The organism is Nocardiopsis exhalans (genome assembly GCF_024134545.1).
Classification (GTDB): Bacteria; Actinomycetota; Actinomycetes; order Streptosporangiales; family Streptosporangiaceae; genus Nocardiopsis; species Nocardiopsis exhalans.
This window is the reverse complement of the sequence record NZ_CP099837.1, coordinates 2,745,369-2,758,623: the sequence shown is the minus strand read 5'-3', so window position 1 is coordinate 2,758,623 and position 13,255 is coordinate 2,745,369. Positions and strand designations below refer to the sequence as shown.

8 protein-coding genes and 1 tRNA gene are annotated in these 13,255 nt (G+C 72.4%); all 9 read right to left on the bottom strand.

Going from position 1 to position 13,255, the window contains the following annotated elements; genetic code table 11:
- Nucleotides 1-152 precede the first annotated feature (152 nt).
- Nucleotides 153-1,958, bottom strand: coding sequence for an ABC transporter ATP-binding protein (locus tag NE857_RS12305; RefSeq protein WP_254421098.1), 1,806 nt, complete (start codon nucleotides 1,956-1,958; stop codon nucleotides 153-155).
- A complete protein-coding gene (locus tag NE857_RS12300; RefSeq protein ID WP_254421097.1) occupies nucleotides 1,955-3,850 on the bottom strand; it encodes an ABC transporter ATP-binding protein in 1,896 nt (631 codons plus the stop codon). The genes NE857_RS12305 and NE857_RS12300 overlap by 4 nt, the downstream gene beginning before the upstream one ends.
- Before the next feature lie 26 nt (nucleotides 3,851-3,876).
- Complete coding sequence (locus NE857_RS12295; protein WP_254421096.1) at nucleotides 3,877-5,430, bottom strand: ABC transporter ATP-binding protein; 1,554 nt, start codon at nucleotides 5,428-5,430, stop codon at nucleotides 3,877-3,879.
- On the bottom strand, nucleotides 5,427-6,266 hold the full coding sequence (locus tag NE857_RS12290) for an ABC transporter permease (protein ID WP_254421095.1): 840 nt from the start codon (nucleotides 6,264-6,266) through the stop codon (nucleotides 5,427-5,429). Before NE857_RS12290 ends, NE857_RS12295 begins: the two co-directional genes overlap by 4 nt.
- Entirely contained in the window at nucleotides 6,263-7,237 is a 975-nt protein-coding gene (locus NE857_RS12285; protein ID WP_254421094.1) for an ABC transporter permease, read from the bottom strand. Before NE857_RS12285 ends, NE857_RS12290 begins: the two co-directional genes overlap by 4 nt.
- Nucleotides 7,234-8,775, bottom strand: coding sequence for an ABC transporter substrate-binding protein (locus NE857_RS12280; RefSeq protein ID WP_254421093.1), 1,542 nt, complete (start codon nucleotides 8,773-8,775; stop codon nucleotides 7,234-7,236). Before NE857_RS12280 ends, NE857_RS12285 begins: the two co-directional genes overlap by 4 nt.
- 600 nt (nucleotides 8,776-9,375) lie before the next feature.
- Nucleotides 9,376-9,449: transfer RNA gene (locus tag NE857_RS12275), tRNA-Pro, on the bottom strand.
- 99 nt (nucleotides 9,450-9,548) lie between these two features.
- A complete protein-coding gene (locus NE857_RS12270) occupies nucleotides 9,549-11,333 on the bottom strand; it encodes a PQQ-binding-like beta-propeller repeat protein (protein WP_301184326.1) in 1,785 nt (594 codons plus the stop codon).
- Nucleotides 11,333-13,180, bottom strand: a complete 1,848-nt coding sequence (locus NE857_RS12265; RefSeq protein ID WP_254421092.1) for an outer membrane protein assembly factor BamB family protein — start codon at nucleotides 13,178-13,180, stop codon at nucleotides 11,333-11,335. The genes NE857_RS12270 and NE857_RS12265 overlap by 1 nt, the downstream gene beginning before the upstream one ends.
- Nucleotides 13,181-13,255 lie beyond the last annotated feature (75 nt).

Genomic DNA, 13,255 nt, shown 5'->3' with positions numbered 1-13,255 from the left:
CCACCTTGCATTGAAAATGATTATCATTTTGCACCCTAAGGACAAAGTCACAGGATGGTCAAGGGGGAACCAGGGAATTTCGGGACGAACAACACGAAGCGGCGGCGCCGGGAGTCACCCCAGACACCGCCGCAGACCAGTCGCGTCCCTGGTCAGCCCCTACGGCCCAGCCTCCACCGGGCTGCCCGCTCCCGCTGCGACCACAGGTCCGCGTACCGCCCCCGAGCCGCGAGCAGCTCGTCGTGGCCGCCGCGCTCGACCACCCGGCCGCCGTCCAGCACGAGGATCTGGTCGGCCGAGCGGATCGTGTTGAGGCGATGCGCCACGACCAGCACGGTGCGGTCGCGTACGAGCTCGGCGAACGCGCCCTGCACGTCGCGCTCGTTGATCGGGTCCAGCGCAGCGGTGGCCTCGTCGAGCAGGACGATGGGCGCGTCCTTGACGATGGCCCGGGCGATCGACACGCGCTGGCGCTCACCCCCGGACAGAGTGGCCCCGCCCTCCCCCACCGGGGTGTCGTAGCCCTGGGGAAGAGCGGTGATGAAGTCGTGGGCGCGCGCCCGGCGCGCCGCCTCCTCCACCGCCGCTTCGTCGGCGTCGGGACGGCCGAACGCGATGTTGTCGCGTACGGTCCCCTGGAACAGGTAGGGGTCCTGAAAGACGATCGTGAAGGCGCCGAAGAGCTGTTCGCGCGTCAGGTCGCGCACATCGGCCCCGCCGACCCGCACCGTTCCGGAGTCGACGTCCCAGAAACGGGCGACCAGCGACAACAGGGTGCTCTTGCCCGCCCCGGAGGGCCCCACGACCGCCGTCATGGTGCGCGCCGGGACCTCGAGGGAGACCTCCCGCAGGACCGGTTCGCCAGGTGAGTAGGAGAACGAGACGCCCTCGAAGGCCACCGTCGGCTCCCCCACGGCCGTGTGCGCCCGCTCCGGCGTCTCCTGCACGGCCATGTCACGGACCCGGCCGATCCGGCGCAGCGCCGCGTCGGCCAGCCGCGACCGCTCGACACTGCCCGCCACCTCCAGCAGGGGCGTGTACACGCGCAGGACCAGGACCAGGAAGACCAGGACGGTGCCCGCGTCGAGCCGTCCCCCGAAGTACCAGTAGGACAGCGCGGCGATGGTCAGCGGTGTGCCGAGCTGGACCACCCCCATCGCGACCAGCGTGACGGGCACCAGGCGTGTGGCCATCCGGTCGTTGACCTCCCGCACGTCCTCCACCGCCTGCCGGAACCAGCCCATGCGCTCGCCGGTGTGGTCGAAGGAGCGCACGACCGGCAGGCCCTGGACGTACTCGGCGATGCGGCCGTTGGCGGCGGCCAGCAGGTCGCCCCGTTCGAGCGCGTGCCGCCCGAAGTGCCGCGAGGTCCACCGGTAGAGCGGGACCGCCACGACGACGCTGACCGCGACGGCAGCCGCCATCGGCGCGTCGACCAGGAGCAGTCCCGCGAAGACGAAGGCCGGCAGGGAGACGGCGCTGAAGGCCTGGGGCAGCGCGGAGTGCGCGTAGTCGGTCACCGCGTCCATGTCGGAGGTCAGCACGGTGGAGACCTCGCCGACCCCCGCCGAGCGGACCTCGCCGACCGGCAGGCTCTGCACGTGTTCGAGGGTTCGTTCCCGTGCGGCCCCCACGGCGTGGAAGGTACCGGTCCACGCCAGGCGGTTGCTGAGGTACCCGAAGAGGTACTGGGCACCGACTCCGGCGACGACCGCGCCTGCCGCGAGCCCCGCCGCGGGCCCGGTGAGAGCCTCCGTGCGGACGAGTTCGATGACCCACACCAGGGCGACCACGGGCACGGCCGCCGCGAGCGAGGCCAGTACGCGCAGTCCCAGGGCGGCCGCGAAGGAGGACCGGTAGGACCCGAACAGTTTCCAGAGCGTGCCCAGGGTGCCGGTGTAGAAGCTCTCCCCCGCCTGGGTCGACGGGGCCTTCCGGGGCGGGGCCGCGATGCTCATACGTCCTCCTGTCCGTTGGGGGCGGTCGGTTGGATCGGTTCGGTCGGCGCGCCGTGGACGGCCTCGCCCAGGGCGATGGACTCGGTGGCCTCGAAGGCCCGCCACATCCGCGCGTACAGGGCGTCGGCCGCGACCAGGTCGTCGTGGCGGCCCCGCTCGACGATCCGGCCCCCGTCCACGACCAGGATCTGGTCAGCGCCGGTGATGGTGGAGAGCCGGTGCGCGACCACGATCACCGTGCGGTCGTGCACCAGGGCCTCGACGGCCTCCTGGACGGCGACCTCGTTCTCGGGGTCGATGAAGGCGGTGGCCTCGTCCAGGACGATGACGTCGGTGTCCTTGAGCAGGGCGCGGGCGATGGCCAGGCGCTGGCGCTGCCCACCGGAGAGCCGGGATCCCTGCTCACCCACACGGGTCTCGTAGCCCTCTGGGAGGTCGGCGACGAACTCGTGCGCCCGGGCGCGGCGGCACACGTCCTCCAGCCTGGCGTCGTCGGCGTCGGGGTCGGCGACGCGCAGGTTGGCCGCGACGGTGTCATCGAACAGGAAGGTGTCCTGGAAGACGAAGGAGACCCGGCTCATCAGGGCGGAGAAGGGCAGGTCGCGCACGTCGTCGCCGCCGACGCGGACGGTACCCGTGTCAGTGTCGAAGAAACGGCACAACAGCTTGGCGACGGTGCTCTTGCCCGCGCCGGAGGGGCCGACCAGCGCGGTGACCGTGCCGGGGCTGGCACGGAAGCTCACGTCGGTGAGTGCCTCGGTTCCGGCTCCCTCGTAGCGGAAGCCGACGCCGTCGAACTCCACCGTGCCGTCACCGGGCCCGGGTGCCCGCTCGCGCTCGGGGAGCACCTCGGCCTCCTCCAGGTCCGTGACCAGGCGGGCGCCGTAGCTGAGCTGGGTCAGCTGGGCGGTGAAGTTCAGGAGCTTGGTCACGGGGCCTCCGTAACCGAGCCCGATGACGAAGAAGAAGAGGAGGTCGGTCGTGGAGATCGATCCGTTGGTCCACAGCAGCAGCCCCACCGGGACGATGGTCACGGCGGGCGCCGCGGCCAGGGTGAAGAACCCCGTGAAGAGCGGGAGGAACCGCAGTCCCCAGCGCGCCTGGTAGTCGGCCGCCCCCCGGATGGCGTCCCGGGCCTCGGCGAAGGTGTCGCCGGTGCGGTTGAAGGTCCGCACGACCGGCATGGCCCGGACCAGCTCGACGATCGACCCGTTCATGCGCGACATGGCCGCCATGTAGCCGCCCATGAGCGCCTGGCTGCCGTGCACCGCACGGCCGGACAGCGCCACGGCCAGGGCCAGACAGGCCGCGGCCGCGAGGGCCATGCGCCAGTCGACGGCGAACATCCACACCGTGGTCACGGCGACCACGACCAGGGCCGCGACGAGTTCGGGGATGGCGTGGGCGAGGAAGGACTCCAGGCGTTCGACGTCCTCCGACAGTGTCCGCTGGATCTCCCCGGAGCGCCGCCCCGTCACCCGCCCGAGCGGCACGCGGCCCAGGCGCCGGCCGATCCGCAGGCGGAGGCGGTACAGGGTTCGGAAGGCCGCCCGGTGGGAGATGAGGGTGGACACCGCCATGAGGACGTGGTGCGCGACGAGCAGGGCCAGAACGGCACCGGCCAGTGCGTACATGCCGGGGCCGGTGGCCTCGTCAGCGACGACGCCGTCGATGGCGAGGTAGATGACGTAGAACTGCCCGAGCAGGGCCAGGGTGCCCGCGGTCGCGAGCACGGCGGAGAGCACGTAGCTCGCACGGTCCTCGCGGGCGAAGGGCAGCAGGGCAGCGACCCGTTGGGCCACGGAGTCGGACGGCTCCTCCTCCCGCGCGGTCCCGTCGGGCGGTGGCCGCTCCTGCGCGCTCGGCTCCTCGGTGGTGGCATCGACGCTCATGGGTCGCCTCCTTGTGTCGTTCGCGGTCAGGGTGGTGGTGCCGGTGCGCCGACGGCGGTGGGCGCCGCGGGTTCCCGGTCCCGGTCGGCGACAGTGCCGTCGGAGAGGGCGAGGACCCGCTCACAGCCGCTCCGGACGACGTCGGGGTCGTGGGTGACGTGCAGGACCGCCAGGCCCCGGTGCGTGCGCAGCTCGTCGATGAGCCCGGTCACCTCGCGCGCGGTGGCACGGTCCAGCGCGGAGGTGACCTCGTCGCACACGAGCAGGCGCGGGCGGACGGCCAGGGCGCGGGCCAGGACGACGCGCTGGCGCTGGCCGCCGGAGAGTTCACGCGGCCGTCGATCGCCCAGACCGACCGGAAGTCCGACGAGGTCGAGCAGGGCGGTGGCCTCCTCGGCCGCCGCGGCCCGGGACAAGCCGCGCAGCAGGCGTGCGGGGCCGCTGATCGAGGAGCGCACCGACCGGCGCGGGTGCAGTGCTCCCAGGGGGTCCTGGCCCACCAGCTGGAGGTGGGCGCGCTGGTCGGCGGTGCGGCGCCGGGCCCGGGGAGCCAGCACGCGCCCGTCCAGGGTCACGGTGCCCGAGGAGGGCGGGTGCAGCCCGGCCAGGCATCGGGCGAGGGTGCTCTTGCCGGAGCCGCTGGGGCCGACGAGGGCGACGGCCTCTCCCGCCGAGACCTCGAAGTCCACACCGCGTAGCAGGTCCCCGGCACCGTGGCCCACGGCGAGGGACTCGACCCTCAGCAGGGGACGCGTGTCCATGCGGCCGGACCCGGGACCGTCGATGCCGGGCGCGGGTGCGTGGTGGTCGGACCCGGGCTCGCGGCGGTCCGTCACGAACGCGCGCGGGGTGGGTTCGGCCCCGGCGTCCGCGCTGATCCGGGCGAGGGCGTCCGGTCCGCGGTCGGCCACGCGCCCGCCGTCCAACACGAGCACCTCGTCGCACTCGCGTGCCATGAGCCCCAGGTCGTGGGTGATGGCCAGCAGCGCGAAGCCGAGTTCGCGCTGGAGTCGCCCTACCTCGGTGACGAGGGTGCGGGCGGCCGCCGGGTCCAGGCCCGCGGTGGGTTCGTCGAGGACCACCAGGCGGGGGCGCGCGGCCAGGGCACGGGCCAGCGCCACCCGACGCTGCTGGCCGCCGGAGAGCTGGTGCGGCAGGCGGTCCTGGAAGGCGGCGTCGTCGGGCAGGTCCAGGGCACGGAGCCGTTCGGCGACCTCAGCGCGTGAGGCGCGGCCGAGCTGCTCGGCGATCAGCTCGCGCACCGCCATCGTGGGGGTGAGCGCGGACGCCGGGTCCTGGCTGAGCCAGGCGGTGGTGGTGCGGCGCAGCCGCCGCCGGGCCCGCTCGGAGAGCGCGAAGACGTCCTCGCCCGCCACGAGCACGCTTCCGTGGGCCCTGCGCAGCCCCGGCCGGACCACGCCCAGGGCGGCCAGGGCAAGCGTCGACTTGCCCGCCCCCGACTCCCCCACGACCGCGAGGCGCTCACCCGCCGAGAGTCGCAGTCCGACTCCGGACAACACGGGCGCCCCGGCCGGGTCGGTGACCGAGAGGTTCTCCACGACCAGTGTCTCGGCTGTCACATTCCCCTCCTGAACCGGTCGGCGCACCGGTCGGCGATGAGGTTCACGGAGACGGCGAGGGCGACCACGCACGCGGCCGGTGCCGCGAGCGCCCACGGGTTGAGCGGGACTCCCGACAGGTTGTCGGCGGTCATGCGCGCCCAGCTGTCTCCGAGGGTCGGGCCGCCGAACCCGAGGAAGCCGATCGAGGCCACCACGTAGACCGCGCTCACCAGTCGCAGCCCGGCGTCGGCCAGGACCGGCGCCGCGATGGTGGGCAGCACGTCGCGCACGAAGACGACCGGTGTGCGCTCGCCCAGGGCCACCGAGTGCTCGACGTGGCCGCGCGAGACGGCGGTGAGCGTCGCGGCTCGGGTGAAGCGCAAGGTGGCGGGGGTGCCGACCAGGGCGATGACCACGACCAGGACGGTGGGTCCCGACGCGGCGTTTGCGGCCAGCAGGGTGACCAGCAGTGGCGGGACCACGAGCAGGAGTTCGCCCGAACGCAGGACGAGGGAGCTGAGGTGTCCCCCGTACCAGCCGGTGAGCAGGCCCAGGACGGTGCCGAGCAGGGTGCTCAGGGCGGTGGCGGCCAACGGCAGCAGGATGAGCGCGGGTCCGGCGTCGAGCAGGACCGCCCACACGTCGCGGCCCAGGTGGTCGGTGCCCAGGGGCAGCCCGTCGCCTGGCGGTTGGAAGGGCCGGCCCTGGGAACTGGTCTGCCCGGGGCCGACCGCCAGGGGGCCGAGAAAGGCCGCCGCCAGGGCGAGCCCTCCGGGCAGGCACAGGAGCACCCAGCCGACCGCGTCGGTCGTCCGGGACAGGGTCCGGGAACGTGTCCGTGAGGCCGGGGTCACCGGAGCGCCCCCGTTCGCTGTGGTGTCCGGTCCGGGGACGCCGCTCCGGCGAGTTCGGCGACGAGGAAGCCGAGGGCCGCCGCGCCCGCCAGGACGATGCCCGCCCCGCTGACCACCGCGGCGTCCCTGCGCCCGATCGCCTCGGCGGTCAGGGCGCCCAGACCGGGGTAGCCGAAGGCCGCCTCCACGACGAGCGCGCCGCCGACCGTGTACGGAACCGCCAGGGCCACGGCCTGGGCGACGGGCCCGCGCACCGAGGGCAGCAGGTGGCGGGCCAGGACCCGGTGTTCGGGCACCCCGGCCAGGCGCGCGGCCTCCACGTGCGGCGCTCCGGCGGCCTCGGCCACGGCCGCGCGGGTCAGGCGCAGGACGAAGGCACCGGCCACGGCGGCCAGGGTCAGTGTCGGCAGGACGAGCTTGTCGGGCTCGGTCAGGGCCCCGAACCCGTCACCGACCAGGGACACCGGCGGGAACCAGCCCAGTCCGTGGGCCAGGACGCTCACCAGAAGCGCGGCCAGGACGAACTCGGGGACCGAGAGCACCAGCAGCGCGCCGAGCGAGGCCGCCCGATCGCGGAGCGCGCCGGGGCGGGCGCCCGCCGCGACGCCCGCCGGGACGGCCACCAGGACCACGACCAGCAGGGCGCTCGCGCCCAGGACCAGGCTGCGGGCCGCGCGGTCGGCGACGAGCGGGGCCACCGGCAGGCCGGTGACCGCGCTCTCGCCCAGGTCCCCGGTGAGGACGCCGGAGAGCCAGTCGAGGTAACGCACGCCGACCGGGCGGTCAAGGCCGAGCCGCTCGCGCAGCGCGGCCACGCGTTCGGGGTCGGCCTGGGCGCCCAGGGCCTGGCTGGCCGGGTCCCCGGGCAGGACCTCGACCGACCAGAAGAGCGCCGCGCTCACCGCCAGCAGCAGGAGGACGATCCCCGGCAGGCGGCGGGCGACCGAGATCCCGGTGCGGCGCGCGCTCACGACATCGACAGGCGGTCGAGCCGTGGCAGGGCCTGGGTGTACTCGATGCCGGAGACACCGGGCACGGTGGCGTCGAGTTGTTCGGCGAAGCCCCAGACGACGTCGCCGCCCTGCTCCCACAGGTAGTGCTGGATCGCCGCCAGGGCCTCCCTGCGCTCGTCGTCGTCCACGGTGGCCTGCATGGCGTCGAGCATCTCGTCGTACTCTCCGCCGGAGAGCCCGGTGACGTTGAACCCGCCCCGTTCGCCGGTGAAGCCCGCGACGTGCGTGGCCGCCGGACGGTTCGCCCAGTACAGGGACTGGAACGGGGTCGACATGAGGGTCTCCATGTCGGCGAAGTAGGTGTCGGCTGCCACCTCGTCGAGCCGCACGGTCAGCCCCGCCTCGGCGGCCTGCTCCACCAGCAGTTCCGCCGCCGCGGTCATGCCGGGGACGAGCTCGGCGACTCGCAGGGTGACCTCGCTGACCCCGGCCGACTCCAGCAGTTCCCGGGCCTGCTCGACATCGCGTTCGCGCTGGGGCACGTCGTCGGCGAAGTCGGCCAGCCCTTGGCCGACGAGGTCGTTGCCGACGGTTCCCTGGCCGTGGAGGACCGTGTCGACCATCGCCTGGCGGTCGACCAGGAGCTTGACGGCGAGCCGCACGTCCGGGTCGTCGAAGGGCTCCAGGGTGGTGTTCATGTGCAGGGCGAGGAAACCGGAGTCGGAGGTGCCGCCGCGGACGATCTCGATGGAGTCGTCGGCCGCGGCCGCGTTGGCCGGGCTGACGGCGTGCGCGTAGTCGATCTGGCCGCCGCGCAGGGCGTTCATCCGGGTCTCGGCGTCGTTGATGGAGACGATCTCGACCTCGTCGAGCACCGCGGGCTCGTCCCAGTAGGCGTCGTTGCGTTCCAGCACCCGGCCGCCGGAGTCGGTGGAGGCGAGCCGGTAGGGCCCCGAGCCGATGCCTTCCTCCCACGCCTCGCCGGTGGTTCCGTCGGGGAAGACCAGGGAGAAGGTCGCGAGCCCGGCCTCGACGAAGTCGGCGCGGGGACGCATGAGGGGGACCCTGAGAGTGAGCGGGTCGAGGACCTCCAGGCCGTCCCGGTCCAGGTCCGCGTAGAACTGGGCGTAGTTGGGGCTCTCCTCGGGGTCGGCGAGCAGGGCCAGGCTGTAGCGGACGTCCTCGGCCGTGAGGGGGCGGCCGTCGTGGAACTCCACGCCCTCGCGGATCCGGACGGTGTACTCGGTGGCGTCGTCGTTGGCCTCGATCTCCTCCGCCAGGCGCATGACCACGTCCTCGCCGCGCAGGACCACGAGTGGGTCGAAGAGGGCGAACATCGTGACGTAGTCGGAGATGGCCGAGGCGACCGGGACGTTGAGCGTCTCCAGCGCGGCTCCGGCCACTCCCATCCGGAGCCTGCCGTCGGTAGCCTCCTCGTCGCCCGAACACGCCGTCAGGGGGAGCGCCGCCGCCGCGGCCAGACCGAGGGAACCGCGCAGGAGGGCCCGGCGGCCGAGGACGGGGGCTCCCGGTCGGGTCAGCGTGCCATCACTCATCGATCCACCTCAATGAAAATGATTTTCATACCCAAATGCTAGCAGTACGACACCCCCAGGGGGTAGGGGTGAAAGCCGGATACCAACGGGAACCCGGGCGGCGCCCGCAGTGGGAAGTCAGAGCAGGGACGGAGTCTGGGGCGCGGAGCACCGAAGACCGGGCCCGCGTACACACGACGAAGGGCCCGCTGGGAGGCGACCCGTCACCGAACCGCCGCGCACGCTCCGCACCGAGGCGCGGAACCCCTGGATCAGCGACTCGTACGCACCGCTCGGCACGAAGCCCGGCCAAGCGTGAATCACCTGCGACCACAAGGGTGAAGGCGATCGCGCCATCTCCACGACGTGGAGACGAAACTGAGGCCGCAACGGAGGCCGCAAGGTATCCCGACCGCCCCAACGGGCTCGAACGGCGCCACGCGGCAGCGGCGGAGCCGTGTCAGGACAGCAAACTGGTGCCGCGCCGTTCCGCGGCGGCCACGATGAAGGAGATCCCGCACGACGCGGGACAACATCCCACACGCCCCGGCTCCACCCCACCCGAGACGCAGAAAGGGGCCCACCAGATGGTGGACCCCTCTATGAACCGCTACTGCTCTGTCGGGACGGCGGGATTTGAACCCACGACCCCTTGACCCCCAGTCAAGTGCGCTACCAAACTGCGCTACGTCCCGTCCGCTGAGCGGCGGCGTTTCCGCCCCCGCCAACAGGTAAAACCCTACCGCATCGGCGGGGCCGTTCAGACCAGGGCAGCTCAGGGGTCAAGGCGGGAGTCAGCTCACTGCGCCGGATCCCACACCGATGACCTGGGCGCGGTCACCGACGGAGAAGCCGGACACCACGATCGCGTGCGGGGCCAGCGCCACTCCGAAGGTCGAGCCGTCCGGGGCCAGGCCCTCGGCAGCCGAGTCCAGCGGGACCTCGATGCCGTCGGCACCCCAGGAACCGACGAGCAGGACGGCCGGTTCGTTCCCGTCGGGCCCCTCCGCGCGGACCCCGGCGAACAGCTCGGGGCTGACCGCGACGCTCTCCGGAACGGGGGCCGGAGTGGCGAACACGAGGCTGTCCACGGTCTCGGTGTCGGGGATGTCCCCGCCCGGTTCGCCGACCACCGGCCGCTCCAGGCGGTACTCGACCTGGTCGGTGTCCTCGTCGGTCTCGGTGTGCATCAGCAGCTCACCGTCGACAGGAACCACCCTGCCGGGTTCGGTGGGCAGGTTCTCAGCGGTCACACCCCTGTTCCTGCTGCGGACGGCCAGCACCCCCGGGTCGTCACCGCCGTAGTGGACCACCACGGCCCAGCCGTCGGGGGCGGAGAGCACCTGTTCCACGGGACCGGGGATCTCGCGTCTGCCGTAGGTGCCACCCGCCTCGGTCAGTACTCGCAGTTGGTGGGACTCCTCCTCTGCCGACTCGGCGTCGTCCTCGTCCGGGGGACACTCCTCGGGGACCAGGATCCTGGCATCCGCGATGACCGGAGCACCGGTCTGTGCACATCCCCTGTCTCTCCGGTAGAGGGTCGCCTCCCCGGATTCATGGTCCCGGAGGGTGAAGCGGCCGCTCTCCTCCACCTGCAGGAAAGCTCGGTCGGTCAGGAGAAGGCGGTCCGCCTCGTCTCGGATCCGGTGATAACCGACCGGCCGACCGGTGTCGGCGGCCAGCACCGCCACGGACCGCTGCTCGTGGTCCGCTCCGGTCTCGTCTCGGTACAGCACCGCCACGCGTTCGCCGTCGGGGGTGGGCTCGGACCACAGAACCTCACCGACCGGCTGGAACCGCCAGCGTTCGCTGCCGTCCCGGCTGTCCAGGGCCCACACGCCCCGAGGGCCGTGGATCAGCGCCCCGGTGTCCGTCGCGGCCACGGAGATCTCACCCGCCGATCCCGCTTCGGGGTGCTCCCAAACCCAGGTGACCTCGTCACCGTGGACCGAAGCTGCCGCCTTGGCCGAGGCGAGCGGTTCGGCGAGGGTGTGCACGGAAGGGTCCCGGTCCAAGACCGGGGGGACGGCGAGCACCGCGAGGGCGACGACCGGGGCCAGCCCAGCCGATACCGCCTGTATCCGGGGCCGCCCGGAGGCTGGCCGGAGCGGTTCGGGGCGCCCGGCGACGGCGAGCATCAGTGCGCCCGCCAGCAGCGTGAGCGCGGACAGGTACCACAGGTGGGAGACAGCCCCGAAGTCCACCAGGACGTCCGGCAGCGGTTCCCCCTCCCCCGACGCGCGAACCGGAGTCCGGGCGCCCGGGACCTCCCGCAGGGCCACCAGCACCGCCAGGCACCCCACAAGGACGGCCGCCGCACGGAGCGGACCCGAACCCTCACCGGGGCGACGATCCCACCCCGACCCGGGTGTGTGCTCACCGCCGGGCAGAGCCCAGGCAGCGGTGAGCAGAACGATCGCGCCGCCCAGCCCCCAGTGAAGCAGCGGAAAGGTCTCACCCCAGCGCTCCGCGGGGCTCAGCAACGCGGCTCCCACCAACGCGAGCACCCCGCCTAGAACTGCCCCGGTGCCCGCCCAGGAGATCAGCCGCCAGATCGTGTCCGCACTGATCCAACGCATCACGGCACCAGACCTTCCACCCGCGCACCCTGGTGGCGCGGCTCGGTCAGTAGGACGGCGACCCCACCGCGGACAGCCACGAGCTGTCCCACGTCTGCCCGGCTTCCCAGAACGATCCGGTTGCGCAGTCCCCCACCGAACAGCTCCCCGTGCGAGGCCACGCTGACCTGGGCCCGGTCCCCGGCCCTTTCGGATTCGTCAGTGGTGAACACCACCTGCTCCGGCAGTACAGCCCTGTGGCTGTAACGACTGGCGTAGGCACCACCCGCTCCGATCAGCGGTGTGCGGTTGCCGTCCGGATCGATGCGGCCGACCTCAGCCCCCTCGCCCGACCGGGAGAACAGCATGGTGATGCCGCTGCCGTCAACGTCGATGACCGCCTCCCGGTAAAGACCCTCCTCCGCCTCGACCATGTCCTCGCTCAGGTACATGAGTTCCTCTCCGCTCTCCGGGTCCAGCAGGAGGACCGGGTCAGACGAGTAGTAGCCCTGCACGGCGAGGACACTGCCCCGGCCGTCCGCACCCGGGGCCGCCCACGGCCGGTCGGGGACGAAAACCCCCTCCCCCTCCAACTCGTAGCTCCACTGCTCCTCACCGGTACGCAGATCCACGGAGACCACCCTGAACCGCTTGTCGGGTTCCTCGTCACGGATAAGGGATTCGATCTCCCGTGTACTGCCGGTGAGATCCTCCTCGCGGACACAGGCCACGGCGAACACGACCGTCTCCGCGCGTACCCGGGGCGGCTCACCCGCACAGGCCATCCCCGGTTCGGGGGCCGGGTTCAGGTACCACAGTTCCTCGCCGGACTCCGCGTCCCAGGCGCTCACCCCGGGCGCCTCGTCCCGCTCGACGCCATCGCGCCGGTCGGAATGCACGCGGACACCGTCCGACCAGCCCACGAGAGCACGAGCACTGCTTTCCGAAGCCTCACCTGTGTCTGCGCTGAACTCGGTGACCAGTGCACCGTTGACCACGTCGAACACCCGGGTGGCCAGCTCTTCGGGTGCGTCCTCGCCCTGTTCCGCGGCATCCTCGTCCCGCTCCGGAACTCGGGTGAAGAGCACGTGTCCGTTTCCCACCCAGACCGTGGCGTCCCTGGCAGCGGGCTCACGGTACGACCAGATCTCCGTGCCGTCGGTCCCGTCCAGGGACACCACACCGTCGCTGAGGACCACGAGGGGGCCGTGAGCCCCCCGAACGATCCGGTCGATCGTGCCCGACTGCTCGGGTTCCCAGATCCACCCGGACCGGTTGACCCGTTCCGGGAATGCCGCCACCCCCGGCAGGTCCTCGGCGACGACGTGCCGTACACCGCCCTCCTCCTCATCGACGAGGAGCAACGGCACGGTCACCCCGACCAACGCAACGGCAAGCACGCCCGCGGCGAAGGGCGGCAGAGAGCGGCTTCGGGGCGGTAGGAGCGGTCGGCGCACGACGGTCAGCATGAGCAGCACACCCAGGGGGACAGCGCAGACCACGACCGCCATCCTCAGCTCGATCAGGGAGAGCGCGCCGATTTCAGGAGCGTCCGCGCCCAAGAGCACGCCGTTGCCCGCGATGAGGGCGGTGAGGGCCGCTGCCCCGGCCAGGCACAGGGCGTAATCCCAGCCGCTCTCCGCATCCGCTGCTTCACCGGCACGCACGTTCTTCCAGCGCACCCCGAGCACCAGGACGAACCCGCCGATCACGCAAGCCCAGAACCAGGCCAACCCGGCTTCCTGGAACACCGCAGTGTCCTGGCCCGCCCAGTGCAGGGCCACGGTCACCGCCGCCAGGAGCAGCGCCCCCGCGACCGTGCCCGCCCCGACCCAGGACAGGGCCTTCTCCGTGCGCCGCTCGCGCACCACCCCGCACCGCCTACCACTCCGTGATCTCGTGACCGAAAGGCCACTTTCCGCCACGAAAAGCTAGCAGTGCCT

Bases quoted from the DNA above. Each gene is read 5' to 3' on its own strand.
- NE857_RS12305 (WP_254421098.1), bottom strand. From the start codon at position 1,958: ATGAGCATCGCGGCCCCGCCCCGGAAGGCCCCGTCGACCCAGGCGGGG.
- NE857_RS12300 (WP_254421097.1), bottom strand. From the start codon at position 3,850: ATGAGCGTCGATGCCACCACCGAGGAGCCGAGCGCGCAGGAGCGGCCA.
- NE857_RS12280 (WP_254421093.1), bottom strand. From the start codon at position 8,775: ATGAGTGATGGCACGCTGACCCGACCGGGAGCCCCCGTCCTCGGCCGC.
- NE857_RS12270 (WP_301184326.1), bottom strand. From the start codon at position 11,333: ATGCGTTGGATCAGTGCGGACACGATCTGGCGGCTGATCTCCTGGGCG.